This is a genomic window from Anaeromyxobacter sp. Red801 (assembly GCF_049201065.2).
Taxonomy (GTDB): Bacteria; Myxococcota; Myxococcia; order Myxococcales; family Anaeromyxobacteraceae; genus Anaeromyxobacter.
On record NZ_CM181236.1, the window covers coordinates 3,497,440 to 3,521,022 of the forward strand.

At 76.5% G+C, this 23,583-nt stretch carries 21 protein-coding genes and 2 pseudogenes; 13 read left to right on the forward strand and 10 right to left on the reverse strand.

Features of this window, described 5'->3' with window-relative positions; all coding sequences use genetic code 11:
• Positions 1-9 precede the first annotated feature (9 nt).
• Positions 10-2,022 (reverse strand): potassium transporter Kup, encoded by a 2,013-nt coding sequence (locus tag ACOQFB_RS16140; RefSeq protein ID WP_421609398.1) that lies wholly within the window; start codon positions 2,020-2,022, stop codon positions 10-12.
• Positions 2,023-2,252: 230 nt separating this feature from the next.
• Between ACOQFB_RS16140 and ACOQFB_RS16145 the strand changes: the two genes are divergently transcribed.
• The 8 genes from ACOQFB_RS16145 (at position 2,253) to ACOQFB_RS16180 (ending at position 11,019) form a co-directional block, all read left to right on the forward strand.
• A complete protein-coding gene (locus ACOQFB_RS16145; protein WP_059437699.1) occupies positions 2,253-3,647 on the forward strand; it encodes an MATE family efflux transporter in 1,395 nt (464 codons plus the stop codon).
• Between the two features lie 56 nt (positions 3,648-3,703).
• The gene (locus tag ACOQFB_RS16150) at positions 3,704-4,141 is read left to right on the forward strand and encodes an archease (protein ID WP_059437698.1); all 438 of its coding nucleotides are present in this window, start codon (positions 3,704-3,706) and stop codon (positions 4,139-4,141) included.
• A 19-nt stretch (positions 4,142-4,160) separates the two neighbouring features.
• The gene (locus tag ACOQFB_RS16155) at positions 4,161-5,624 is read left to right on the forward strand and encodes an RtcB family protein (RefSeq protein ID WP_421609399.1); all 1,464 of its coding nucleotides are present in this window, start codon (positions 4,161-4,163) and stop codon (positions 5,622-5,624) included.
• A gap of 60 nt (positions 5,625-5,684) precedes the next feature.
• Complete coding sequence (locus ACOQFB_RS16160; RefSeq protein WP_059437696.1) at positions 5,685-5,924, forward strand: hypothetical protein; 240 nt, start codon at positions 5,685-5,687, stop codon at positions 5,922-5,924.
• Positions 5,925-5,999: 75 nt separating this feature from the next.
• The gene (locus ACOQFB_RS16165) at positions 6,000-6,377 is read left to right on the forward strand and encodes a VOC family protein (RefSeq protein WP_059437695.1); all 378 of its coding nucleotides are present in this window, start codon (positions 6,000-6,002) and stop codon (positions 6,375-6,377) included.
• Positions 6,378-6,437: 60 nt separating this feature from the next.
• Complete coding sequence (locus ACOQFB_RS16170; protein WP_059437694.1) at positions 6,438-8,594, forward strand: thioredoxin domain-containing protein; 2,157 nt, start codon at positions 6,438-6,440, stop codon at positions 8,592-8,594.
• A 68-nt stretch (positions 8,595-8,662) separates the two neighbouring features.
• On the forward strand, positions 8,663-9,748 hold the full coding sequence (locus tag ACOQFB_RS16175) for a threonine aldolase family protein (protein WP_059437693.1): 1,086 nt from the start codon (positions 8,663-8,665) through the stop codon (positions 9,746-9,748).
• 101 nt (positions 9,749-9,849) lie between these two features.
• Positions 9,850-11,019 (forward strand): NAD(P)/FAD-dependent oxidoreductase, encoded by a 1,170-nt coding sequence (locus ACOQFB_RS16180; protein WP_421609400.1) that lies wholly within the window; start codon positions 9,850-9,852, stop codon positions 11,017-11,019.
• Between the two features lie 18 nt (positions 11,020-11,037).
• Here ACOQFB_RS16180 and ACOQFB_RS16185 read toward each other — a convergent pair whose 3' ends face one another.
• From ACOQFB_RS16185 to ACOQFB_RS16195, 3 genes are all read right to left on the reverse strand, one after another.
• Positions 11,038-12,054, reverse strand: coding sequence for a cytochrome d ubiquinol oxidase subunit II (locus ACOQFB_RS16185; protein ID WP_421609401.1), 1,017 nt, complete (start codon positions 12,052-12,054; stop codon positions 11,038-11,040).
• Positions 12,051-13,400, reverse strand: a complete 1,350-nt coding sequence (locus ACOQFB_RS16190; RefSeq protein ID WP_059437690.1) for a cytochrome ubiquinol oxidase subunit I — start codon at positions 13,398-13,400, stop codon at positions 12,051-12,053. The genes ACOQFB_RS16185 and ACOQFB_RS16190 overlap by 4 nt, the downstream gene beginning before the upstream one ends.
• Before the next feature lie 110 nt (positions 13,401-13,510).
• A complete protein-coding gene (locus ACOQFB_RS16195) occupies positions 13,511-14,284 on the reverse strand; it encodes a glycerophosphodiester phosphodiesterase (protein WP_059437689.1) in 774 nt (257 codons plus the stop codon).
• Positions 14,285-14,411: 127 nt separating this feature from the next.
• Between ACOQFB_RS16195 and ACOQFB_RS16200 the strand changes: the two genes are divergently transcribed.
• Entirely contained in the window at positions 14,412-14,564 is a 153-nt protein-coding gene (locus ACOQFB_RS16200; protein ID WP_041453816.1) for a Sec-independent protein translocase subunit TatA/TatB, read from the forward strand.
• 17 nt (positions 14,565-14,581) lie between these two features.
• Here ACOQFB_RS16200 and ACOQFB_RS16205 read toward each other — a convergent pair whose 3' ends face one another.
• Together ACOQFB_RS16205 and ACOQFB_RS16210 are read right to left on the reverse strand one after the other, a co-directional pair.
• Positions 14,582-15,337 (reverse strand): hypothetical protein, encoded by a 756-nt coding sequence (locus ACOQFB_RS16205; RefSeq protein WP_421609402.1) that lies wholly within the window; start codon positions 15,335-15,337, stop codon positions 14,582-14,584.
• Positions 15,334-17,136, reverse strand: coding sequence for a zinc-ribbon domain-containing protein (locus ACOQFB_RS16210; protein ID WP_421609403.1), 1,803 nt, complete (start codon positions 17,134-17,136; stop codon positions 15,334-15,336). The genes ACOQFB_RS16205 and ACOQFB_RS16210 overlap by 4 nt, the downstream gene beginning before the upstream one ends.
• A gap of 104 nt (positions 17,137-17,240) precedes the next feature.
• Here ACOQFB_RS16210 and ACOQFB_RS16215 point away from each other — a divergent pair.
• Positions 17,241-17,878: pseudogene (locus ACOQFB_RS16215) on the forward strand (polyhydroxyalkanoate synthesis regulator DNA-binding domain-containing protein).
• 12 nt (positions 17,879-17,890) lie between these two features.
• Here ACOQFB_RS16215 and ygiD read toward each other — a convergent pair.
• Positions 17,891-18,688 carry a 4,5-DOPA-extradiol-dioxygenase gene (gene ygiD, locus ACOQFB_RS16220; protein ID WP_421609404.1) on the reverse strand — a complete coding sequence of 266 codons (798 nt, stop codon included), beginning with the start codon at positions 18,686-18,688 and terminating at the stop codon, positions 17,891-17,893.
• 20 nt (positions 18,689-18,708) lie between these two features.
• Positions 18,709-19,260, reverse strand: a complete 552-nt coding sequence (locus ACOQFB_RS16225; protein ID WP_059437268.1) for a YceI family protein — start codon at positions 19,258-19,260, stop codon at positions 18,709-18,711.
• A 141-nt stretch (positions 19,261-19,401) separates the two neighbouring features.
• Between ACOQFB_RS16225 and ACOQFB_RS16230 the strand changes: the two genes are divergently transcribed.
• The gene (locus tag ACOQFB_RS16230; RefSeq protein WP_059437267.1) at positions 19,402-20,304 is read left to right on the forward strand and encodes a LysR family transcriptional regulator; all 903 of its coding nucleotides are present in this window, start codon (positions 19,402-19,404) and stop codon (positions 20,302-20,304) included.
• Here ACOQFB_RS16230 and ACOQFB_RS16235 read toward each other — a convergent pair.
• Both ACOQFB_RS16235 and ACOQFB_RS16240 read right to left on the reverse strand, forming a co-directional pair.
• Positions 20,270-21,078, reverse strand: a pseudogene (locus ACOQFB_RS16235) (ParA family protein). The gene ACOQFB_RS16230 and the pseudogene ACOQFB_RS16235 sit on opposite strands and share 35 nt — an antisense overlap.
• Positions 21,079-21,104: 26 nt before the next feature.
• Complete coding sequence (locus ACOQFB_RS16240; RefSeq protein WP_059437265.1) at positions 21,105-21,428, reverse strand: hypothetical protein; 324 nt, start codon at positions 21,426-21,428, stop codon at positions 21,105-21,107.
• 45 nt (positions 21,429-21,473) lie between these two features.
• Here ACOQFB_RS16240 and ACOQFB_RS16245 point away from each other — a divergent pair, with 45 nt between their 5' ends.
• The gene (locus ACOQFB_RS16245; RefSeq protein ID WP_059437264.1) at positions 21,474-22,421 is read left to right on the forward strand and encodes an ArsA family ATPase; all 948 of its coding nucleotides are present in this window, start codon (positions 21,474-21,476) and stop codon (positions 22,419-22,421) included.
• Positions 22,418-23,545, forward strand: coding sequence for an ArsA family ATPase (locus tag ACOQFB_RS16250; protein ID WP_059437272.1), 1,128 nt, complete (start codon positions 22,418-22,420; stop codon positions 23,543-23,545). The genes ACOQFB_RS16245 and ACOQFB_RS16250 overlap by 4 nt, the downstream gene beginning before the upstream one ends.
• The last annotated feature ends 38 nt before the right edge of the window (positions 23,546-23,583 follow it).

A 23,583-nucleotide genomic window follows, 5' to 3' on the forward strand; every position in this document is an offset into this window, starting at 1 on the left:
CCCCCGGCGCTACAGCTGGATCTGCGCGCCCATCTCCACCACGCGGTTCGGCGGCAGGCCGAAGAACGCGCTCGCGGTCTGCGCGTTGCGGGCCATCACGATGAACAGCCGCTTGCGCCAGGTCGGGATGTTCGACGGACCGTTCGGGAGCAGCGTCTCGCGCCCGAGGAAGTAGGTCGTCTCCATGGGGACGATGGTGAGGCGGGGCCCGGCCAGCTCGCGGCGGGGGAGCGAGTCGAGCAGGGCCGGCACGTCCGGCGTCTCCATGAACCCGTAGTGCGCGATCACCTGGTAGAAGCCGCTGCCCAGCTCGCGCGCGTTCACGCGCTCCGCCTCGGCCACGAACGGGATCTCGTGCGCCAGGATCGACACCAGGATCACGCGCTCGTGCAGCACCTTGTTGTGCTTCAGGTGGTGCAGCAGCACCGGCGGGACGCCGCCCGGGTTCGAGGTCATGAACACCGCGGTCCCGGCCACGCGCTGGACCTTGCGGCGCGCCACGTCGGCCATGAACAGGTCGAGCGGGAGCCCGGCGTCCTTCAGCATGAGCGCCAGCGCGTCGCGGCCGCGCTTCCAGGTGGACATGAGCGTGAACACCAGCGCCGCGGCGGCGATGGGGAACCAGCCGCCGTCGCGGAACTTGACCACGTTCGCGAGGAAGAACGACGCGTCCACCGTGAGGAACAGCACCGTGAGCGGCCAGGCCTTCCAGCGCGCCCAGCCCCAGCGGTCGCGCATCACCCGGTGGAACAGGAGCGTGGTGACGATCATCGTCCCGGTGACCGCGATGCCGTACGCGGAGGCGAGGCGGGAGGAGGTCTGGAACCCGAGCACCAGCGCGACGCAGGCGGTCCCCAGCATCCAGTTCACCTCGGGCAGGTAGATCTGGCCGATCTCGCGCTGCGAGGTGTGGCGGATGGTGACGCGCGGCGAGTAGCCGAGCTGGATGGCCTGCTGCGTGAGCGAGTACGCGCCGGAGATGAGGGCCTGCGAGGCGACGATCGCCGCCGCGGTGGCGATGGCGATGGTGGGGTAGAGCGCCCACTCCGGCGCGAGCAGGTAGAACGGGTTGCGGGCGGCGCCGGGGTCGTGGAGCAGCAGCGCGCCCTGCCCCAGGTAGTTGACGAGCAGCGCCGGCATGGCGAAGCCCAGCCAGGCCACGCGGATGGGGCGCTTCCCGAAGTGACCCATGTCCGCGTAGAGCGCCTCGCCGCCGGTGATGACGAGCACCACCCCGCCCAGCACCAGGAACCCGTGCCAGCCGTTCCGCGCGAAGAACGACAGCCCGTGCGTCGGCACGAGCGCGCGCAGGATGCTCGGGTCGTGGAGGATGCCGCGCACGCCCAGCACAGCGATGGTCGCGAACCACACCAGCATGACCGGGCCGAACACCGCGCCGACCTTGGCCGTGCCCTGCTTCTGGAACAGGAACAGGAACACCAGGATCACCACGGTGGCGGGCACCACCACCCGCTCCATGGCCGGCGCCGCGACCGCGACGCCCTCCACCGCGCCCAGCACCGAGATCGCCGGGGTGATGATGCCGTCGCCGTAGAGCAGCGCGGCGCCGAACAGGCCCAGCATGAGCAGCACCCGCCGGCCGAGGCGCGTGGTCTCGGTCTTCCCCACCAGCGCCATGAGCGCGAGGATCCCGCCCTCCCCGCGGTTGTCCGCGCGCATGACGAACGACATGTACTTGAACGTCACCACGAACGTCATCGCCCAGAACACCAGCGAGAGGACGCCGAGCACGTTCGCGTCGGTCGGGTGGACGCCGTGCGGCCCGCCGAAGCACTCCTTCAGCGAGTACAGCGGGCTCGTCCCGATGTCCCCGTAGACGACCCCGAGCGCGCCGACGGCGAGCGCCGCGAGCGCCTTGCCGGTCGGGGGCGGCCGGTGCTCGGGCAGCGAGAAGCCGGCCGTGGGCGACGGGGCCGGCGTGGCGCTGGGGCCGGCCGGGGCGCCGGACGTGGGCACGGCGCCGGCTGACGGGGGGTCGTTGGGTGAGGGGATCTGGGACATCCGGAGGAAAGGAGGGCGCGAAGTAAGCAGATCGGAACCCGGCCGTCGAGCCCCAAACCTGCTCGCAGCGCGAACCCTGCAGACGGAGACTGGAATTCGATGCCCCCCGTAACGGGTCACCCGAAAGGCTCGTCCCGCGACGGGCGCGGGCCGTCGCCCGGGGGCCGGCGCGGCGAGCCGGCGCGGCGCCCGTGCAGCGACCCCGCACCTCGGGTATCTTGCGCGCCCCCATGTCCCCGGCCGTCCCACCGATCCGCGCGGAGCTGCGCGCGCTCCTCCGGCTCGCCCTGCCGCTGTCGCTGGCGCACGGCGGCCAGGCGCTCATGGGCGTGGTGGACGCGGCCATCGTGGGCCGCGCCGGCGCGGTGCCGCTCGCCGGCACCGGGCTCGGCGCCTCGCTGTTCTTCGCGGTCGCGGTGCTCGGCATGGGGATCATGCACGGGCTGGACCCGCTCATCTCGCAGGCGATCGGCGCGGGCGACGAGCGGCGCGCGCGGCACCTGCTCTGGCAGGCGGCGTGGCTCGCGGCGATCCTGGCGGCCGCGTTCACGATCCCCATCGCCCTCATCCCGGCGGCGCTGGTGCCGCTCGGCATCGCGCCGGACGTGGCGGCGCAGGCCGGGCCGTACATCTGGTGGCGGCTCCCGGGGCTGTTCTTCTTCCTCTACTACTTCGGCGCGCGCGCCTACCTGCAGGCGCACGGGCTGGGCCGGCCCATGGTCGTGGCCACGGTGGGCGCGAACCTGCTGAACGTCCCCGCCGACCTGCTGCTCGTGTTCGGCGGCGCGTCCCTGCCGGCGTGGACCGGGCCGCTCCGGCTGGTGCCGCCGCTCGGGGCGGCCGGCGCCGCCATCGCCACCAGCCTCTGCATCGCGCTGCAGGCGCTCGTGCTGGTCCGCGCGACGCGGGCGGTGTCGCTCGGCGGCCCCCGGCCGGCCGGGCTGGCGCGCCCGGACCGCGCCGCGCTCGCCACCGCGGTCCGGGTGGGCGGGCCGGTCGGGCTGCACATGTTCGCCGAGGTCGGCTTCTTCTCGCTGGTGAGCTTCCTCGCCGGCCGCCTCGGCGCCGAGGCGCTCGGCGCGCACCAGATCGCGCTCTCGGTGGCGAGCCTCACCTTCACCATGGCGGTCGGCCTCGGCGACGCGGGCAGCGTGCGGGTGGGGCTCGCGGTGGGCGCGCACGAGCGCGCCGGCGCCCGCCGGGCGGGGCTGTGCGCGTTCGCGGGCGGCGCGTCGATCATGCTCGTGCCCGCGCTCGCCTTCACGTTCGCGCCCGGCGTCATCGGGCGGATCATGACCGACGACCCGGGCGTGCTCGCGCTGGCGGTCCCGCTGCTGCGCGTCGCGGCGATCTTCCAGCTCTCGGACGGCCTGCAGGCGGTGGGCGCGGGCGTCCTGCGCGGCGCCGGCGAGACCCGCTTCACCTTCCTCGCCAACCTCGCGGGGCACTGGCTGATCGGCCTGCCGGCGACGCTGCTGCTCGGATTCACCCTCGGTCACGGGGTGGTCGGGCTGTGGGGCGGCTTCTGCTTCGGCCTCACCGCGGTCGCCATCGCGCTCCTCGGGCGCTTCCTGCGGGTCTCCTCCCGCGGCATCGTGCCGCTCGCCGAGCGCGCCGCCGCGTAGCGGCGCACCCGCCGTCCCGCCCGCCCCGGGCCGCGCGCGTTGCTATCCTCGGGGCGATGCGGCTCGCCCTGCCCCAGCCGTACGAGGACCTCGGCCACGTCGCCGACGTGGGCGTGCGCGTGCGCGGCGCCACCGCGGAGGAGGCGCTCGCGCGGCTGGCGCTGGCCCTCGGCGCGCTGCTCGCCGGCGGCGGCCCGGCGCCGGTCGAGGGCGAGGAGGAGCGGCTCGCGGTGCGCGGCGGGCCCGGGCTGGCCGGCACCGCGGTGGCGCTCCTGCGCGAGCTGCTCTGGCGCTTCGTCTCCGCCCGCCGCATCCCGGCGGCCGTCGAGGTCACCGCCTGCAGCGAGGCCGGCGCCGAGGCGGTGGTCGGCTTCGCGCGCTGGGACCCGGCGCTGCACGCCGAGGGCGCGGACGTGAAGGCGGTCACCTGGCACGCGGCGCGGCTCGAGCCGGAGGGCGGCGGCTGGGTGGCGCAGGCGGTGCTGGACATCTGATCGGGCGCGGGGGGACGCGATGACGGCGCACCAGGGCGGGCACGTGCCGCTGCGGCGGATCGAGGGGGACCTCTGGGAGATCCCGCGCCACGGCGGGATGAAGGTGCCGGGGCGCGTCTACTCCCCGGGCCCGCCGGCCCCGGACGACCCGGCGCTGCAGCAGGTGGCGAACGTGGCCCACCTGCCCGGGATCCTGCGCTGGTCGCTGGCCATGCCGGACGTACACTGGGGGTACGGGTTCCCCATCGGCGGCGTCGCCGCGGTGGACGCGGAGCACGGCGCGGTCTCGCCGGGCGGGGTGGGCTACGACATCAACTGCGGCGTGCGCGTCGTCACCACCGGCCTCGACGCCGAGGAGCTCCGGCCGCGGCTCCACGCGCTCGCGGCCCGGATCTACCGCGACGTCCCCACCGGCGTGGGCGCGAGCGCCGCCATCCCGAGGCTGACGCCGCGGGAGCTGGACGAGGTGCTGGCGCAGGGGGCGCGCTGGGCGGTGGCGCGCGGCTTCCGCGCCGCGGCGGACGACGCCGACCGCTGCGAGGAGGGCGGGCGGCTCGCCGGCGCGGATCCCGCCGCGGTGAGCGCGCGGGCCCGCGAGCGCGGCAGCGACCAGCTCGGCACGCTGGGCAGCGGCAACCACTTCCTCGAGCTGGACCGGGTCGCCCGGATCCACGACGCCGCCGCGGCCGAGGCGTTCGGCCTGTTCCCAGGGCAGCTCGTGGTCCAGATCCACTCCGGCTCGCGCGGCCTCGGCTACCAGGTGTGCGACGAGGCGCTCGCGGAGCTGGCGCCGCGGCTGGCGTCCTACGGCCCGGACTACGCCGCCCTGCCCGACCGGCAGCTCGCCTGCGCCCCGATCGGCAGCCCGGAGGGGCGGCGCTACCTCGCGGCCATGCAGGCGGCGGCGAACTTCGCGTGGGCCAACCGGCAGGTGATGACCGGGCTCGCGGTGCGGGCGCTGCTCGACACGCTCGGCGTCTCCGATCGCGAGCTGGGCGCGCGGCTGCTCTACGACGTCTGCCACAACGTGGCCAAGCTCGAGGAGCACCAGCTGGACGGCGGGGTGCGGCGGGTGCTCGTCCACCGCAAGGGCGCCACCCGCGCGTTCGGCCCCGGCGACGCGCGCGTCCCGGCGCCGTACCGCGAGGTGGGCCAGCCGGTGCTCATCCCCGGGGACATGGGGCGGTACTCCTACGTCCTCGCCGGGACCGACAAGGCCATGCGCGACACGTTCGGCAGCTCGTGCCACGGCGCGGGGCGCCTCCTCTCGCGAGGCGAGGCGCTGCGACGCGCCCGGGGCCGCTCCATCGCGCGGGAGCTGGCCGATCGCGGCATCGAGGTGATCGCGCGGGGGCGCAAGACCCTCGGCGAGGAGATGAGCGAGGCGTACAAGGACGTGGCCCAGGTGGTGGCCGTGATGGACGGGGCGGGCATCTCCCGGCTGGTGGCCCGGCTCGACCCGCTCGCGGTGGTGAAGGGCTGACCCGGGCGCGGGCCCGGGGGCCCGCTGCGCCGGGCCGCGGCGCGTGCCTAGCTTCGGAGCATGGGCGACGCGGCCGATCCGCCCCGGCAACCGCAACCGAGGCTCGAGCTGCTGCGCGGCGGGCGCGCCGGCGCGGAGCCGGCAGGGCCGCCGCGGCTGGGGCGGGACGCGCTGCGCGTCATCCCGGGCGGCCCGGCGGGCGACCTCCAGGCGGCCATCGAGGAGACCGTCCAGGCCGCGCGCCAGATGCGCCGCGAGATCGAGGAGCGGATCGCGCGGGCCCTGGACGAGCTGTTCTGAGCCCCGACGGACCCTCCCGGCGCCTTCCGCCGAGCGCGCGCCCCGCCTAGACCCCTCCGCCGGAGGGAAGCGCGCATGCATCGGAGCCGGCTGGTCGGCATCGTCATCGACTGTCAGGACGGGGACGTGGACCGGGCCGCTGCGTTCTGGAGCGCCGCGCTGGGCAGGCCGCTCCAGCCGCCCGATCCCGGCAGCCCGGGCTACCGCGCGCTGGAGGACGCCGCCGGCGAGCCCGTCGTGCTCGTGCAGCGTGTGGATCACCCGAGCCGCGTCCACCTCGACATCGAGTCGGACGACCTCGAGGCCGAGGTGAAGCGGCTGGAGGCGCTCGGCGCGAAGCGGGTCGGGTTCGTCCACCGGTGGTGGGTGATGGAGGCGCCCACCGGGCAGCGCTTCTGCGTGGTCAACCCGCAGCGCGGGCCGATCGCCGGCAAGGGCCGGGCCTGGCCGTGAGCCAGGCCCCCGCGCCGCGTCGCGCGTGAATCGCGCGCCCGGGCCGGTTAAGCCCCGGGCATGCTCGAGCCCCTCCCCGGCGCCGCCCCGTTCCCCGACGCGCTCGCGCGCCGGCTCGCCGAGGCGGTCGCCGCCGATGCCGCGGCAGGCCACGGGGGCGCCGCGCCGCGCTTCACCAACCGCCTCGCGCTGGAGCGGAGCCCGTACCTCCTCCAGCACGCGCACAACCCGGTGAGCTGGTGGGCCTGGGGCGACGAGGCGTTCGAGGAGGCGCGGCGGACCGGCCGCCCGGTGTTCCTGTCGGTCGGCTACTCCACCTGCCACTGGTGCCACGTGATGGAGCGCGAGTCCTTCGAGGACGAGGAGATCGCGCGCGTCCTGAACGAGCGCTACGTGGCCATCAAGGTGGACCGCGAGGAGCGGCCGGACGTGGACGCGGTCTACATGACGGCGGTCCAGCTCCTCACCGGCTCGGGCGGCTGGCCCATGAGCGTGTGGCTCACGCCCGACCGCGAGCCGTTCTTCGGCGGGACCTACTTCCCGCCCCGCGACGGCGTCCGCGGGCCGGCCCGCGGCGTCCTCTCGATCCTGCACGAGATCGCCGACCTGTGGGCGCGCGACCCGGACCGGATCCGCTCCGCCACCGGCGCGCTCGTCGAGGCGGTGCGCACCGCGCTCGCGCCGGCCGGGCCCGCCGCCGCCGAGGTGCCCGGGCCGGAGCCGATCGAGCACGCGGTGACGCTCCTCGAGCGGAGCTTCGACGAGCGCCACGGCGGCCTGCGCCGCGCGCCCAAGTTCCCCTCCAACGTCCCGGTCCGCCTGCTGCTCCGGCACCACCGGCGCACCGGCGAGGAGCGGTCGCTCCGCATGGCGACCGTCACGCTCGAGCGGATGGCGGCGGGCGGCCTGCACGACCAGGTGGGCGGCGGGTTCCACCGCTACTCGACCGACGCCGAGTGGCTGGTGCCGCACTTCGAGAAGATGCTCTACGACAACGCGCTGCTGGCGGTCGCGTACGCCGAGGCCTGGCAGGTCACCGGCCGCCGCGACTTCGCGCGCGTGACCCGGCAGACGCTGGACTACCTGCTGCGCGAGCTGACCTCGCCCGAGGGCGGCCTGTACTCCGCCACCGACGCGGACTCGGAGGGCGAGGAGGGACGGTTCTTCACCTGGACCGAGGCCGAGCTGCGCGAGGCGCTGGGCGACCGCGCCGAGGCGTTCCTCCGGTTCCACGGGGTGCGCCCGGAGGGGAACTTCGAGGGCCGGAGCGTGCTGCACGTGCCCGCGCCCGACGAGGACGCGTGGGAGGCGTTCGCGCCGGACCGCGCCGCGCTGTACGCGATCCGCGAGCGGCGGCCGCGCCCGCTGCGGGACGAGAAGGTCCTGGCCGGCTGGAACGGCCTGGCCATCTCGGCGCTGGCGCTCGGCGGGCGGGCGCTGGCCGAGCCGCGCTGGGTGGACGCGGCGGCCCGCGCCGCCGACTTCGTGCTGACGCGCATGGTGCAGGGCGGGCGGCTGCAGCGGAGCTGGCTCGCGGGCCGCGCCGGCGTGCCGGCCTACCTGGAGGACCACGCGTTCCTGGTGCAGGGGCTGCTCGACCTGCACGAGGCGAGCTTCGACCCGCGCTGGCTGCGGGCGGCGGTGGAGCTGGCCGAGGCGCAGGACCGGCTGTTCGGCGATCCCGGCGGCGGCGGCTGGTTCCAGTCCGCCACCGATCACGAGCGGCTGCTCGCGCGGGAGAAGCCGACGCACGACGGCGCCGAGCCGTCGGGCGCGTCGGTGGCGGCGCTGAACGCGCTGCGGCTCGAGGCGTTCACCTCCGACCCGCGCTGGCGGCGCGCCGCGGAGGGCGCCCTGCGGCACCACGCGCGCACGCTGGCCGAGCAGCCGCTGGCCATGTCCGAGCTCCTGCTCGCGCTCGACTTCGCCGGCGACGCGGTGCGCGAGGTGGTGCTGGTCTGGCCGGAGGGCGGCGATCCCGGGCCGTTCGTGGACGTGCTGCGCCGGACGTTCCTGCCCAGCCGCGCCCTGACCGGCGCGCCCGAGGGCGAGGGGCTGGCGCGGCTCGGCGCGGTGGCCGCCATCGCCGCCGGCAAGGCCGCCGCCGGCGGGCGCGCCACCGCGTACGTGTGCGAGCGCGGCGCCTGCCGGCTGCCCGCGATCGCGCCGGAGAAGCTGGCCGCCCAGATCGCGCCGGTGCGGCCGTACCGCGCCTGACCGCCGGGCCTCATCCGTTAAAACGGAAGTTCTGGACAGTCGTCCGCGAAAGCGTACAGTCCGCCGCCATGAACCCCGGCACCCCGTCCCGCCCCGCGTCCCCCGCCCCCTCCGGCCCGCTGCGCCACTTCGCCTCCGACAACTACGGCGGCATCTGCCCCGAGGCGTTCGCGGCCATGGCCGAGGCGAACGTGGGCCACTCGCCGGGCTACGGCGACGACCGCTGGACGCAGGAGGCGGCGGACCTCCTGCGCGAGACGTTCGAGACCGACTGCGAGGTGTTCTTCGCGTTCAACGGCACCGCCGCGAACTCGCTCGCGCTGGCGGCGCTCTGCCAGTCCTACCACTCGATCCTGTGCCACGAGACGGCGCACGTCGAGACCGACGAGTGCGGCGCGCCGGAGTTCTTCTCCAACGGCACCAAGGTCCTCACCCTCCCCGGCCCGAACGGCAAGCTCCGGCCGGACGGCATCGACCACATGGTCCGGCGCCGCACCGACATCCACTACCCGAAGCCGCGGGTGGTCTCGGTGACGCTGCCCACCGAGCTGGGCACGCTCTACACCGTGGACGAGCTCCGCGCGATCGGCGAGCGCGCCCGCGCCAACGGCCTGCGCTTCCACATGGACGGCTCGCGCTTCGGCAATGCCGTCGCGGCGCTGGGGGTCGCCCCCAAGGACCTCACCTGGAAGGTGGGCGTGGACGTGCTCTGCTTCGGCGGCACCAAGGCCGGCATGGCGGTGGGCGAGGCGATCGTGTTCTTCGACCGGGCGCTGGCGGCGGACTTCGACTACCGGTGCAAGCAGGCCGGCCAGCTCGCCAGCAAGATGCGCTTCCTGGCGGCGCCGTGGGTGGGCATGCTCCGGGGCGGCGCCTGGCTGCGCCACGCCCGGCACACCAACGCCATGGCCGCGCTGCTGGAGCGGGCGCTCCGCGCCGTCCCGGGCGTGGAGATCCTCCAGCCGGTGCAGGCCAACTCGGTGTTCGCGACGCTGCCGGGCGACGCCGCCGCGCAGCTCCGCGCCAGGGGCTGGCGCTTCTACGACTTCATCGGCTCCGGCGGCGTCCGGCTCATGTGCGCCTGGGACGTGACCCCCGCCGACGTGGAGGCGTTCACCGCCGACCTCCGGCTGGCGGTGGCCGGCCGGCGCTAGCCCCCGGACGCCCCCGGCCCTCCCGTAACGCGCTCCGCGCCGCCGCATCCACTAGAAGTGGCTCGCAGCGGCGCCCGGCGGCGCCGCGCCGGGAGGACGGGATGGCCGGCTTCGACTACGTGATCGTCGGTGGCGGGATGGCGGGGCACGCCGCCGCCCAGGGGATCCGGCTCGCGGACGGCGGGGGCTCCATCGCCATCCTCGGCGAGGAGCCGGAGCGGCCGTACGCCCGGCCCCCGCTCTCCAAGGCGCTCTGGCGCGGGCAGGAGGAGGGCTCGATCTGGCTGCCGGAGGTGGACGGGGCCACGCTCCGCGCCGGCGTGCGCGTGACCGCGATCGATCGCGCCGCGCACCGGGTCGAGCTCGAGGGCGGCGAGGCGATCGAGTACCGCAAGCTCCTGCTCGCCACCGGCGGCGCGCCGCGGCGGCTGCCCGGCGCGCCGGACGAGGTGATCCACTTCCGCACGGTGGCGGACTTCCGCCGCCTGCGCGCGCTCCCGGCCGGGCGGCGGGTGGTGGTGATCGGCGGCGGCTTCATCGGCTCGGAGGTGTCGTCGGCGCTCGCCGACGCCGGCTACCGCGTGACGCTCGCGTTCCCGGAGGAGACCATCGGCGCGCGGACCTTCCCGCGCGACCTGGGCCTGCACCTGAACGGCTACTACGCCGAGCACGGGGTGGAGGTGCTGCCGGGCGTGCGGATCTCCGGCGTGGAGCGGCGCGGCGAGGGCTTCGCGGTGCGCACCGGCGCGGGCGAGCTGCGGGCGGACCTGGTGGTGGCGGGGCTGGGGATCGTGCCGAACGACGCGCTGGCGCGCGGCGCCGGGCTGGACGTGGACGACGGGATCGTGGTGGACGCGTCGCTCCGCACCCGCGATCCGGACGTGTTCGCCGCGGGCGACGTGGCGCGCTTCTGGAACCCTGCGCTGGGCCGGCTGGTCCGCGTCGAGCACGAGGACAACGCCAACAAGATGGGCGAGGCGGCCGGGCGCGCCATGGCCGGCGCCGACGTCGTCTACGGCCACCTCCCGTTCTTCTACTCCGACCTGTTCGACCTCGGGTACGAGGCGGTCGGCCTGGTGGACGCGCGGCTCGAGGTCGTGGCCGACTGGCAGGAGCCGTTCCGCCGGGGCGTCGTCTACTACCTCGCCGACGGCCGCGTGCGCGGCGTGATGACCTGGGGCGCGTTCGGCAAGCTGGACGCCGCCCGCGCGCTGGTGGCGGAGCAGGGGCCGCACCGCGCCGCCGACCTGCGCGGCCGGATCCCGGTGTAGCGGCGCCGCCCCGCGGCGTCAGCGCGGGCGGTCGCGGTCGAGGATGGCGAACGGCCGCTCGCCCTTGAAGACGCGGAAGAGCAGGTAGAGCGCCGGGAACAGCAGCGCCGCCCCGGCGGCGAGCGCCCAGAGCACCGGCACCTGCGTGGCGCGCGGCGCGCTCGCCGACGCGAGCGTGTGATCCGGCACCACGAGGTACGGGTACTGCGACGCGCCCCAGCCCAGCACGATGAGCGTGACCTGCGCGACCGCCGCGGCGCGGGCCAGGCGCACCTGCCCGCGGTACAGCGCGGCGAACGCGGTGATCGCCGCGGCGCCGGTGGCGAGGTGCAGCGGGATCGACCAGCCGCGCCGGGTCAGGCCGGCGAAGACGAGCGGCGCCTCGCGCCAGGAGAGCGCGGCCGACAGCGCGGCGGTCAGGAACACCGCCACGCCCGCGCCGATGGCGCGGCGCCGGAAGTCCTCGCGCAGCGCGCCCCCGGCCTCGACCGCCAGGTACGCCGCGGCCACGTACGCGAACAGCGCGGCGGCGAACGCGCCCACCGCCAGCGGAAACGGCGCCGCCCAGGCGAACGGCGCCTCGCCGCGCGCGGCCGCGCCCAGGTTCCCGGAGGCGAGCGCGCCGACGATCACGCCGAGGGTGAGCGGCGCCACCACCGATGACCCGGAGAACACGAGGCCCCAGCGCGCCTGCACCCGGTCCTCGGGCGCGTCGTAGGTGCGGAAGGTGAACGCCGCGCCGCGGAGCACGATGCCAACCAGCAGCAGCATGAGCGGCACGAACAGCGCGATGGTGATGGCCGCGAACGCCGGCGGGAAGGCGGTGAACAGCAGCACCACGATCAGGATCAGCCAGACGTGGTTCGCCTCCCAGATCGGCCCGATGGCCTCCTCGATGAGCGCGCGCTGCTCCTTCTTGCGCGGGCCGCCGGCGAGCAGGTCCCAGATGCCGGCGCCGAAGTCCGCCCCGCCGAGCAGCGCGTACAGCACCGCGGCGGCGAGGATCACCCCGCCCAGCAGGTCGGCGGGCGTCATCGCCGCACCTCCGCCGCCGTCCCGGCGCCGGGGCCGAGCGCGACGGCGCGCGGGCTCTTCGCGATCTGGCGCCACAGCAGCGCCACCACCACCACCGCGAGGAACACGTAGAGCACCATGAACCCGATGAACGGGACCGCGAGGTGGGTCACCGGCGTCACCGAGTCGGCGGTGCGCAGCACGCCCCACACCGTGAACGGCTGGCGCCCCCACTCCGTGACCAGCCAGCCCGCCTCGAGCGCCAGGAAGCCGAACGGCGAGGCCGCGACCAGCGCGCGCAGCAGCCAGCGCCCCGGCTCGCGGCCGCGCACCCGGAGCACGGCCCAGGTCGCCGCGAGCAGCGCCATGATCGAGCCGAGCCCGACCATCACCTGGAAGGCGAGGTGGACGAGCAGCGTGTTGGGCCAGCGGTCGCGCGGGAACGCCTCCAGCCCGCGCACCTCCGCGTGCGGGTCGTGGAACGCGAGCAGCGAGAGGCCGTAGGGGATCTCCAGCGCGAAGCGCGTCTCGCGCCGCTCCTCGTCCGGGATGCCGCCGATGCGCAGCGGCGCGCCGCGCTCGGTCCGGAAGTGCCCCTCCAGCGCGGCGAGCTTCACCGGCTGGGTGGTGGCGATCTGCCGGGCGGAGAAGTCGCCCGACACCGGCTGCAGCAGCGCCGCGACCGCGCCCACGCCGAACGCGATGCGGAGCGCGGCGCGGTGGAACGGGTTGTCCCGCTCGCGCAGCAGCATGAACGCGTGGATGCCCGCGACCGCGAAGCCGGTCGCCGCGTAGCACGAGATGAGGACGTGGATGACCTGGTGCTGCCAGCCGGGCGGGAACATGGCGACGAACGGGTCGATGCCGGCGGCGCCGGCCGCCACGCCGCCCGCGCCCAGCTCGAAGCCGGCCGGCACGTTCATCCAGACGTTCGCGAGCGTCACGAAGAACGCGGAGGTGGCGCCGCTCGCCGCGACCACCCACCCGGCGGCGAGGTGCAGGCGCGGCCCGACGCGGCCCCAGCCGTACAGGTAGATGCCGAGGAAGATCGCCTCCGCGAAGAACGCGAAGCCCTCCAGCGAGAACGGCATGCCGATGATGGGCCCGGCGAACTGCATGAACCGCGGCCAGAGCAGCCCCAGCTCGAAGGAGATGACGGTGCCGGAGACGGCCCCCACCGCGAACAGGATGGCGGTGCCCTTGGCCCAGCGGCGCGCCAGCTCGAGGTGCACCTCCGAGCCGGTGCGCCGCCAGCGCCACTCGGCCAGCACCATGAAGAGCGGCATGGCCACGCCGACGGCGGCGAAGACGATGTGGAAGGCGAGGGAGGTGCCGAAGAGCGCGCGGGCTGCGAGGAGGTCGGTCACGGCGGGCGATACTTGCTCACCCGGACGGCCGTGCGCCCGGCCTCCACGGGTGCGGCAGCATGTCGCTTGCGCCCGCCCCGGCGCGGATCCCGCGCGCGTCCGGCGATGCGCTAGCGGCCGGTCAGCGCGCGGACCTGCGCGCGCGTGCGGCCCGGGACGTTGGTGATGAGGGCGGCGGCGCCGAGCGCGGTGAGCCTCGCCACCTCGTCCGGCGCGTCCACCGTCCAGGCGTTCACCGCCAGGCCGCGCGCCCGCCAGGCCTCGGCGCGCGCCGGGGTCACGAGCGCGGCGTCGGGGTGGACGGCGGCGGCGCCCAGCAGCCGCGCGGCGAGCGCGGTGCGCAGGCGCCAGCGGTGCCCCGGCTCGAAGAGCAGCCCCACCGGCACCTCGGGCGCCGCCAGCCGGAACGCGGCCACCAGCCGGTAGTCGAAGGAGGAGGCGATCACCCTCCCCTCCGCCCCGGCGCGCCGCACGTCGCGCGCCACCGCCTCGGCCAGGCGCAGGTCCCGCCCGCGCGACTTCAGCTCCACGTTCACCACCGCGCCGGGGAGCGCCTCCAGCACCTCGGGCAGCGTCGCGATCCGCTCGCCCCGGAACCGCTCGCCCTTCCACGCGCCCACGTCGAGCGCGCGCAGCTCGGCGAGCGGCGTGGCGTCCACCCGGAAGCGCGGGCCCGCCACCCGCCCGGTGTCCTCGTCGTGCACCACCACCACCTCGCCGGTGCGGCAGCGCCACACGTCCAGCTCCACCCCGTCGGCGCCCTGCGCCAGGGCCAGGCGGAAGGCGGCGAGCGTGTTCTCGGGCGCGTCGGCGCTCGCGCCGCGGTGGCCGAGCACCAGCGGGCGGCCGGCCGCGCGCGGGGCCCTGCGGTTCGGGGTGGGCATGCCGGGGTCGGGCTCCTGCGCCCCGTCGCCGCCGGGCGCCTTGCCGCCTGGCGCCCGGAGGGTCGCGCGACTATCCTAGCGCGCCGCCCGCCACGGGATCGCCGCGGCGCGCGCACGGAACCCCGGGATGACCGAGCTCCTCATCGTCGCCTTCGTCGCGCTGCTCGTCTTCGGCGCCACCCGGATCCCGGCGCTGGGCGACGCGCTGGGCCGGGCCGTGCGCGGGTTCCGGGGGGCCGTGCGCGGCGACCGCGGCCCGGGTGAGCCGCCGCGGCCCTGACCGCGGCGCCGGCGCGCTCACCCGGCGCGCCCCGCCACGAGCCGCGCGGCCACGGCGCGCACCAGCGGGTGCAGCGCGCCGTCGCGGGCCACCTCCGCCAGCTCGGCGCCGGGCAGCACCGCCAGCAGCTTCAGCGCCAGCTCCGTCTCGGCGTACGGGTTGCGCACCACCGCGAGCGCCACCGCGGTCCGCGTGCGCCAGCGCGGCGACTCGACCACGCACCGCAGCGTCTCGGGGCGGCAGGGGCGCCGGGCCGCGATCCGCACCACGAACGGCTCGGTGAGCTGCGGGTTGCGGAGCAGCTCGCGGACCACCGTCGGCTCGCCCTCCGCCGCGAGCCGCGCCAGCAGGTCCGGATCGCGGTGCGCGCGCGCCAGCGCCTTCTTGTGGCCGAGCGTGAGGTGCGCCAGGCGCGCGTCGGCCTTGTCGCGCGGCGGCCGCCAGGGCGCGCGGGGCGGCGGGGCCACCAGGAGCCCGGTGACCTCGGCGAGGCCGCGCTCGGCGGCCGCGGCGTACAGCTCGGCGCGCCAGGCGTAGGGGAGGTCGGGCTCGGGATCGCGCAGCGCCTGGCCGACCGCCGCCATGGCGCCCCGGGCCTCGCCCGCGCCGTGGCGCGCCAGCGCGGCGATCAGCTCGGCCGCCCGCGCGGGCTCGGTGGCGCCGAGCGCGCGGGCCGCGGCGCGGGCGCGGATGGGCCCCTCCTCCAGCGCGGCCAGCCGGCGGATCAGCGCGCGGGCGTCCGTCTCCGGCCCGGGCGCCGCGCCCGCGGTCATCGGGCCGCCGCCTCCACGCCGCCCACCGCGGTCACGCGCACGGTGGCGCCGGCGAGGTCGTCCGGCGCGTCCGGCAGCACGACCAGGAACGGCAGCGACTCCCCGGGGCGGATCCGGGCGGGCGCGCGCGCCGCCACGGCGCGGACCACCGCCTCGAGCTCGGCGGCCCCGCCGGCCCCGTGCAGCTCCTCCGGCGTCGCCACGGCACCGGCCGGCGCGGTGCCGCGCGCGATCACCTGGCCGTCGCGCACGAGCTCCACCTCCACGCGCGCGCGGGCCACCGGCGACGGCGCGCGCGAGACGACCTTGCCGCGCACGAACAGCACCGGGCCGCCGCGCGCGCGGTCGTAGAGGCCGCTGCGCACCTCGGCCACCGCGAGCGGCCCGGCGGCCCGCTCGCCCACGCCCACCGCGCCCAGCACCGACGACGGGCGGAACGCGCCCGGCTCGAGCGGCGCGTCGCCGCGCCAGGCCACCCGGAACGCGAGCGCCACCAGGAGCAGCGCGGCGAGCGCCGCGGCGTTCACGGCCACCGAGCGCAGCCGCCCGCCGAGCGGGCCGGCCGCCCGCGGGGCGTCGCGCGCCGGCGCCTCCGCCGGCGCCTCGGCGGGCGCGGCCGCCCGGGAGGGCGCCGGCCGCGGGAGCTCCGGCGGGAGCGGAGGCGGCGCCTCCAGCGGCCCGGAGGGCTCGGTGGCGAGCGCCAGCGTCTCCTCGCCGCGATCCGCGAAGGAGAGCTCGTTCGGACCCGCGTCCGCGCCCGGCGCCCAGGACGCGGCCCGGGCGAACGGATCGTCCTCGGCGGGCGGCTCGTCCAGCCGCGCGGGCGCCGGCGTGGAGCGCTCCTCCAGCGCCAGGTCGGCCCCGGGCAGCGGCCCGCCCGGCAGGCCGAGCTCGGGCCCGCCGGCGAGATCGAGGTCCATGGACGGCGGCGGCGGCGGCGCGTCGAGCGGCGCGTCCGGCTCGGAGGGGCCGGCGAGCTCCAGCGCGAGGCCGGCCGGCGGCCCGCCGGCGGGCTCGGGCGGGAACGCGAGATCGAGGCCTCCCGCGGGCGGCAGCGGCTCCGGCGCGAGCGCGGCCGGCGCGGGGAGCGGCGGCGGGGCGGCGGGCGCGGGCGCGGGCGCGTCGCCGAGCAGGTCGGAGAGATCGGTGAGCGGCAGCGCCGACGAGCCGCCCGGCGCGGCGCCCGGCGCAGGGGCCGCCAGGCCGGCGGGGAGCTCGGCGGGGGCGGCGCGGCGGCGCGGCGACACCGACGCGGCGAACGGATCGGCCGCGCCGGCGAGCGCCGCGGCGAAGGGGTCTCCGGCGTCCGGGGCCGGCGCGAACGGATCGGCCGGGCCGCCGGCAAGCCCGGGCGCGGACGGGAGATCACCGGCGGTGAATGCGAAGGGATCCGCGCCCCCGGGTCCCGGGAAGCCGGTGGGCGGCGTCTCGAGCGCGAACGGATCGGCGGGCGGCGCGCCGGGCCCTGTGCCGGCGAACGGATCGTGGCCGAACGGCTCCGGTGACCGGTCCTGGGCCGCCGGGCCAGGCGGCGCGAAGGGGTCGGCGGCGAACGGGTCCGGCCCCGCCGCGGCGAACGCGGGCTCCGCGAAGGGATCGGCCGGGCCGGGGAGCGCCGGGCCGGGCGGCGGGATTGGCGCCGGGCGAGGCTCCGGCGGCGCAGCGGCCGGCGGCGCGTCGGGCCGGCGCACCGCGAACACCGTCTTGCACCGCGAGCAGCGCACCTTGGCGCCGCGCGGGCCGATCTTCTCGTCGGCGATCCGGAACTTGGCCTGGCAGTGGGTGCAGTGGGCGATCATGCGGGGCGCCGGCAGGACGTTACACCGTCATGCCGCTTGACACCAAGCGGCAACCGCAGGAACAATGCCCGAAGTTTCGCACACTTACCGCCGCGGATGGAGCGATGAACGACCAGCACACCGAAGGTACGGACACCACCGCCGCCGGCGTCGAGCCCAAGGTCATCAAGCGGTACACGAACCGGAAGCTCTACGACACCGTGGAGTCCCGGTACGTCACGCTCGACGAGATCGCGGAGATGATCAAGGGCGGTGCCGAGGTCAAGATCATCGACAACCGCACCAAGGAGGACCTCACCTCCATCACCCTCGCGCAGATCATCTTCGAGGAGAGAAGAAGACCTCCAAGATGAGCCTCGAGACGCTCCGGGACCTCATCCGCCACGGCGGCGAGGTGGCCCAGCGGCTGGTGGTGGGGACGCAGGCCGAGCTCCGCGGGCGCGTCGAGGCGGTCCGGGCCGCGGCCGAGCAGCGCGTGCAGCACCTGATGGCGCGCAGCCAGGCCACCAGCGACCGGGCCAAGGAGCTGATGGCCGCGTCGCAGGACGCGATGGCGTCCCTGCAGCGCCGCGTGGACGAGCGGGTGCGCGCGGCCGTGGACGGCGTCTCCAGCCTGTCCGAGGTGCGCCGGCAGCTCGACGAGATCACCGCGCGGCTGCACGAGCTGGAGCGGAAGCTGGAGGAGTCCGCGCGCGAGGATCGCCCCCCGCCGCCGCCGCAGGAGCCGCCCGCGGCGCAGTAGCGCCCCGGCCGCCTAGCCGAACAGCGCGGCGCGCATCGACAGCGAGCCCATGTCGAACCCGGTGATGGGGAACCGCACCGGGTCCGCCCCCGCCGCGCCCGCCGCGTAGAGCAGCGGCAGGTAGTGCTCGGGCGTGGGGTGCGCGCGCCGGCCCTCCGGGCTCGCGATCGCGTCCACCAGCCAGCGCGCGTCGTGCCGCTCCAGGGCGGCGGCCGCGTCCGCGTCGAAGCGGGCCGCCCACGCCGGCGGGGCGGCGTCGCCCCGGCGCCAGGCGGCGAAGGCGTGCCGCAGGTCGTGCACCAGGTTGCCGCTGCCCATCACCAGCACGCCCTCGTCGCGGAGCGGCGCGAGCGCCCGGCCCAGCGCGAGGTGGCCGGCGGCGTCCAGCTCCGCGTCGATCGAGAGCTGCACCACCGGCACGTCGGCCGCCGGGAACAGGTGCACGAGCACGCTCCAGGTGCCGTGGTCGAGGCCCCAGCCGTCCACCACGCGGGCGCCGTCCCCCGCGACCAGCGCCGCCGCGCGCCGCGCCAGCTCCGGAGCGCCCGGGGCCGGGTAGCGGACGCGGTAGAGCGCGTCGGGGAAGCCGCCGAAGTCGTGGACGGTCTCGGGCCGCGCCTGGCCGGTGAGGACGCTGCCGGCGGTGACGAAGTGCGCGGACACGGCCAGGATGGCGCGGGGCCGCGGGAGCAGCGGCGCGAGGCCGCGGAACGCGCGGCTCCACCGGTTGTCCTCGATGGCGTTCATGGGCGAGCCGTGCCCCACGAACAGCACCGGCATCCGCCGCCCCGCTCCCCGCTGCCGCTCCATCGCGCCTCCCCTCCCGCGGCCTACGCCGCGTCCGACTGCTTCGCGGCCTGCTTCACCGCCTCGAGCTCGATCGTGATCTCCACCTTCTCGCCCACCAGCACGCCGCCGGTCTCGAGCGCCGCGTTCCACGCGAGGCCGAACTCCTTGCGGTCGAGCGCGGCCTTCGCCGAGAAGCCGGCGCGCTCGTTGCCCCAGGGGTCCTTGCCGATGCCGGCGAACTCGGCGTCCAGCGTCACCTCGCGCGTCACGCCGTGCAGCGTGAGGTCGCCCACCACGCGGTAGCCGTCGCCGGCCTTCTCGATCCGGCGCGAGCGGTAGGTGAGCTCCGGGTACTTCGCGACGTCGAGGAAGTCCGCCGAGCGCAGGTGCGCGTCGCGGTCGGCGACCTGGGTGTCGATGGAGGCGGCGTCGATCTTCACGTCCACCTTCGCGGCGGTGAGGTCCTGCGGATCGAGCTCCAGGGTGCCGGTCCACTTCGCGAACCGGCCGTGCACCTTGGAGATGACCATGTGGCGGACCCAGAAGTGGATGGCGGAGTGGGTGACGTCGACGGTCCAGGGGGTGGTGGCCATTTCGGATTCCTTTCTGCTTCGTTTCGTGACGGTTCCGCGCGTTTCTCGCGGGTCGGCTCCTCGCTGACGGGGAGAATCTGATACCGTTCCGATGGCGGCGCAATGCGCGGCCGGACAAATGAGTGTTGCGTTGGAGGAACGATGGACCTGGACCTGCTCCGCGTGTTCGCCGCGGTCGCGCGCACCGCCAGCTTCTCCGCCGCCGCGCGCGAGCTGCGCATCCCGAAGTCGTCGGCGAGCCGCGCGGTGGCGCGGCTCGAGGAGGAGCTCGGGGTGCAGCTGCTGTTCCGCACCACGCGGCAGGTGTCGCTGAGCGCGGCCGGCACCGGGCTGTACGACCGGGTGGCGCCGCTGCTCCAGGGCCTCGAGAGCGCGCTCGGCGAGCTGCCGGAGCGCGAGGAGGAGCCGTCGGGGCTGCTGCGCGTCACCGCGCCGGTGGACATCGGCATCTTCTTCCTGGCCGAGCTCACCACGCGCTACACGCTCCGCTACCCGGCGGTCTCGGTGGAGCTCGACCTGAGCAACCGGCTGGTGGACCTGGTGGCCGAGGGCTTCGACGTCGCGCTGCGCGTGGCGCCGGGGCTGAAGGACTCGACGCTGGTGGCGCGGAAGGCGTCCCCGGTGCAGCTGCAGCTGTTCGCCTCGCCGCTCTACCTGGCGCGGCGCGGGACGCCGCGCGCCGAGGCGGAGCTCGAGGCGCACGACTGGGTGACGTTCGGGACGCAGGCGCGCAAGCTGCGCCTGGAGGGGCCGCGCGGGACGGTGGAGGTGACGCCGCGCTCGCGGATCCTGTGCCCGGAGCTGCTGTTCGTGCGCGAGGCGATGCGGGCCGGCGCCGGCATCGGGCTGCTGCCCTCGTTCATGGCGGAGCAGGACCTGGCGGCGGGGACGCTGGTGCGCGTGCTGCCGCGCCTGGTCCGGAGCGGCGGCAACCTGTACGTGGTGAGCCCCGCCTCGCGCCACGTCCCGCGCAAGGTGAGCGCGTTCCGCGATCTGGTGCTGGAGCTGGTCAGGAGCCGGCCGCTCGGGCCGCCGCTGCCGTGACGCCGGCCGGGGCCGGCGCGCGGGCCAGCACCTCGTCGCCGATGGCGGCGAGCGCGGCCGCCCCGCTCGACCGCGGCGCGTGCTCGAACACGGTCCGGCCATGGCTCTGGGCCTCGTCCACCTTCACCGACCACCCCAGCACCGTCCGCGACAGCTCCGCCGGGAACCGCTCGCGCAGCTTCGCCAGGATCTCGTCGGCGAGCTGCGTCTTCCGGTACAGCGTCGGCACCACCAGCGCGATGGCCGGCGCCGCGCCGCGCTCGGCGCGGAGCCGCTCCAGGCTCTGGACGATCTCGGCGCACCCGTCGAGCGCGAGGTAGGTGAGCGCGACCGGGATCACCAGCTCGCGCGCGGCGCGCAGCACGTTGTCGGTCACGAGCGACAGCGACGGCGGCGCGTCGATCAGCACCGCGTCGTAGCGGCCCCCGGCCACCGAGGCGAGCCGGCGATCGAGCCGCTCGGCGCGGTCGGCCGCCGGCGCGACCGCCACCGGGAAGCCGGCCAGGTCCTTGTTCGCGGGCAGGAGGTCGAGGCCGGCCACCGCGGTGGGCCGGACCACCTGCTCGAGCGGCACCGCGTCGTCCAGCAGCCACTCGTGGATGGTGGGCGCGAGGCCGCGCACGTCCACGCCGAGCGACTTCCCGGCGTGCCCCTGCGTGTCCAGTCGGCCACCAGCACGCGCAGCCCGCGCGCCGCGAGCCGCGCCGCCACGTGCACGCACAGCGTGGTCTTGCAGGTGCCGCCCTTCTCGTTGATGAACGCGATCCGCCGCATGCCGGCCACGTCCCCCCGCCGGCGCGCTACTCCGGACCGGGCCCGCCGCGGTCCGGGCCGCCGCGGTCCACGCGCTCCGAGAGCCCGTCGATCATCTCCTCGAGCTCCTCGAGCTTGCGCTTCAGCGCCGCCACGTCGTCCCGGGACGGGAGGTTGGCCGCGTGCAGCGCCTGCCGGACGCCGCGATCGAACGTGCTCCGCGCCTGCAGCGCCGAGCTCACCAGCGACTGGAGCCCACGCCCGGCCCGGTCGCTGGCGAGCAGCTTCCCGACCACCCGGCCCACCTGCTCCTCGCCGGCGGCGAGGGCGCGCTTCAGCACGGGATTCCGCAGCACGTCGTCGAGGATCATCGTGTGTGGACTTGTCCCTTTCCCCTCGATAGCTTGTCAAGCCCAGTGGCTTCCCTCGGCCTGCTCGACCGCCGCCTGCTCGTCGTGACCGGCAAGGGCGGCGTGGGCAAGACGACCGTCTGCGCCGCGCTCGCCCTGCTCGCCGCCCGCGCGGGCAAGCGCGTGCTGGTGTGCGAGGTGAACGCGACCCGCGAGCGGGTCGCGCCCCTGCTCGGCGCGCCTGCCTCGGGGCCCTTCGTCCGGGAGGCGCTGCCCGGGATCTTCACCGTCAACGTGACGCCGCACGAGGCCATGCGCGAGTACGGCCTCATGGTCCTGAAGTTCCGGACCATCTACGAGGCGGTCTTCGAGAACCGGCTGGTGCGCTACTTCCTGCGCATGGTGCCGGGGCTCGCCGAGCTGGTGATGCTCGGCAAGGTGCTGCACGAGGTGCGCGCGGAGGACGGCGGCCGGCCGCGCTGGGACCTGGTGCTGCTCGACGCGCCCGCCACCGGCCACGCCGTCCAGCTCCTGCGCGTCCCGTCCGCGCTGGTGGACACCGTGCCGGCGGGCCCGCTGCGCCATGACGCGGAGTGGATGCAGGCCCTGCTGGTGGACCCGGCGCGCACCGGCGTGGCGCTGGTCACGCTGCCGGAGGAGATGCCGGTCAACGAGGTGATCGAGCTCGACGGGCTCGTGCGCGGCGAGCTGGGCATGGCGGTGGCCGCGCTGGTGGTGAACGCCATGCCGCCGGCGCGCTTCGACGCGCGCGAGGCCGCGGAGCTGGCCCGCCTCGCCGCCGCCCCGCCGCCGCTCGGGCCCGCCGCCGAGGCCGGCCGGATCCAGGCGCTGCGCGCCGAGGCCGCCGGGCGGTACCTGGTGCGCGCCCGGGCCGCGCTCGACCTGCCCACCACCGTGCTGCCGCTCCTCCCCGTGGTGGAGTGGGGGCCGGCGGCGGTGGGGGAGATCGCGGCGGCGCTGGCGGCCGCGCCGCCCGCGGAGGCGCGGCCGTGACCACCGTGCGCGAGAGCCTGGGCGGCCGCCGCGTGGCGGTGTGCGTCGGCGCCGGCGGGGTGGGCAAGACCACCGCCGCGGCGGCGCTGGCGCTCTCGCGCGCGCTCGAGGGCGGCAAGGTGCTGGTCTGCACCATCGACCCGGCCCGGCGGCTCGCGAACGCGCTCGGGCTGGCCACGCTCGGCAACGTCGAGTCGCGGGTCCCCGAGCACAAGCTCGCCGAGGCGGGGCTGCGCCCGCGCGGCGAGCTGTGGGCCATGATGCTCGACGTGAAGCGCACCTGGGACGACCTGGTGGCGCGCCACGCGCCGGACCCGGCCCGCCGCGAGCGCATCCTGCGCAACCGGCTCTACCAGCAGATGTCCGCCGCGCTGGCCGGGTCGCAGGAGTACATGGCGATGGAGAAGCTCTACGAGCTCGCCACCGACCGCGACTACGACCTCATCGTCCTCGACACCCCGCCCACCGCGCACGCGCTCGACTTCCTGGACGCGCCGGACCGGATCCTCGACTTCCTGGGCAACGAGACCGCCCGCGCGCTGCTCGCGCCCGCGCTCGGGGCCGGCCGGTTCGGGCTGCGGCTGGCGCAGCTCGGCGGCGGCTACGTGGCGAAGACGCTGGCGCGCTTCACCGGCCAGCAGGTCCTGTCCGACCTGGGCGACTTCCTGCAGGGCTTCCAGGGCATGTACGACGGCTTCAAGGAGCGCGCCGGCGAGGTGCGCGCCATGCTCGCCCGCCCCGAGACCGGGTTCGTGCTGGTGGCGTCGCCGGCGGCCGCCGCCATCGAGGAGGCGCTGGCCTTCCACGAGCGGCTTCACGCGGAGTCGATGCCGGTGGCGGGGCTGGTGGTGAACCGGCTCACCCCCGACCTGTGGCCGGCGGCGACGCCGCTGCCGGGCGCCGCCGAGCTGGCCGCGCCGCTCGCCGCCGCCGCCGCGAGCGCGCCCGACCTGGGCGCGCGGCTCGCGGCCACCCTGGCCGAGCACCAGGCGATGGCGGCCGCGGAGCGCCGCTCGCTCGCCGGGCTCCTCGCCCGGGTCGGCGCGGCGCACGCGCTGGTGCCCCGCCTCGAGGGCGACGTGCACGACCTGGCGGGCCTGGCCCGGATGGCAGACCGGCTGTGATCGCGACGGCGCCCCGGCCGGCTCGCGCCGGGCGGCGA

What these genes read in the sequence shown, in the direction of transcription:
- ACOQFB_RS16140 (WP_421609398.1), bottom strand. Translation starts at nt 2,022, where the DNA reads ATGTCCCAGATCCCCTCACCCAACGACCCCCCGTCAGCCGGCGCCGTG.
- ACOQFB_RS16145 (WP_059437699.1), top strand. Translation starts at nt 2,253, where the DNA reads ATGTCCCCGGCCGTCCCACCGATCCGCGCGGAGCTGCGCGCGCTCCTC.
- ACOQFB_RS16150 (WP_059437698.1), top strand. Translation starts at nt 3,704, where the DNA reads ATGCGGCTCGCCCTGCCCCAGCCGTACGAGGACCTCGGCCACGTCGCC.
- ACOQFB_RS16155 (WP_421609399.1), top strand. Translation starts at nt 4,161, where the DNA reads ATGACGGCGCACCAGGGCGGGCACGTGCCGCTGCGGCGGATCGAGGGG.
- ACOQFB_RS16160 (WP_059437696.1), top strand. Translation starts at nt 5,685, where the DNA reads ATGGGCGACGCGGCCGATCCGCCCCGGCAACCGCAACCGAGGCTCGAG.
- ACOQFB_RS16165 (WP_059437695.1), top strand. Translation starts at nt 6,000, where the DNA reads ATGCATCGGAGCCGGCTGGTCGGCATCGTCATCGACTGTCAGGACGGG.
- ACOQFB_RS16170 (WP_059437694.1), top strand. Translation starts at nt 6,438, where the DNA reads ATGCTCGAGCCCCTCCCCGGCGCCGCCCCGTTCCCCGACGCGCTCGCG.
- ACOQFB_RS16175 (WP_059437693.1), top strand. Translation starts at nt 8,663, where the DNA reads ATGAACCCCGGCACCCCGTCCCGCCCCGCGTCCCCCGCCCCCTCCGGC.
- ACOQFB_RS16180 (WP_421609400.1), top strand. Translation starts at nt 9,850, where the DNA reads ATGGCCGGCTTCGACTACGTGATCGTCGGTGGCGGGATGGCGGGGCAC.
- ACOQFB_RS16185 (WP_421609401.1), bottom strand. Translation starts at nt 12,054, where the DNA reads ATGACGCCCGCCGACCTGCTGGGCGGGGTGATCCTCGCCGCCGCGGTG.
- ACOQFB_RS16195 (WP_059437689.1), bottom strand. Translation starts at nt 14,284, where the DNA reads ATGCCCACCCCGAACCGCAGGGCCCCGCGCGCGGCCGGCCGCCCGCTG.
- ACOQFB_RS16200 (WP_041453816.1), top strand. Translation starts at nt 14,412, where the DNA reads ATGACCGAGCTCCTCATCGTCGCCTTCGTCGCGCTGCTCGTCTTCGGC.
- ACOQFB_RS16205 (WP_421609402.1), bottom strand. Translation starts at nt 15,337, where the DNA reads ATGACCGCGGGCGCGGCGCCCGGGCCGGAGACGGACGCCCGCGCGCTG.
- ACOQFB_RS16210 (WP_421609403.1), bottom strand. Translation starts at nt 17,136, where the DNA reads ATGATCGCCCACTGCACCCACTGCCAGGCCAAGTTCCGGATCGCCGAC.
- ygiD (WP_421609404.1), bottom strand. Translation starts at nt 18,688, where the DNA reads ATGGAGCGGCAGCGGGGAGCGGGGCGGCGGATGCCGGTGCTGTTCGTG.
- ACOQFB_RS16225 (WP_059437268.1), bottom strand. Translation starts at nt 19,260, where the DNA reads ATGGCCACCACCCCCTGGACCGTCGACGTCACCCACTCCGCCATCCAC.
- ACOQFB_RS16230 (WP_059437267.1), top strand. Translation starts at nt 19,402, where the DNA reads ATGGACCTGGACCTGCTCCGCGTGTTCGCCGCGGTCGCGCGCACCGCC.
- ACOQFB_RS16240 (WP_059437265.1), bottom strand. Translation starts at nt 21,428, where the DNA reads ATGATCCTCGACGACGTGCTGCGGAATCCCGTGCTGAAGCGCGCCCTC.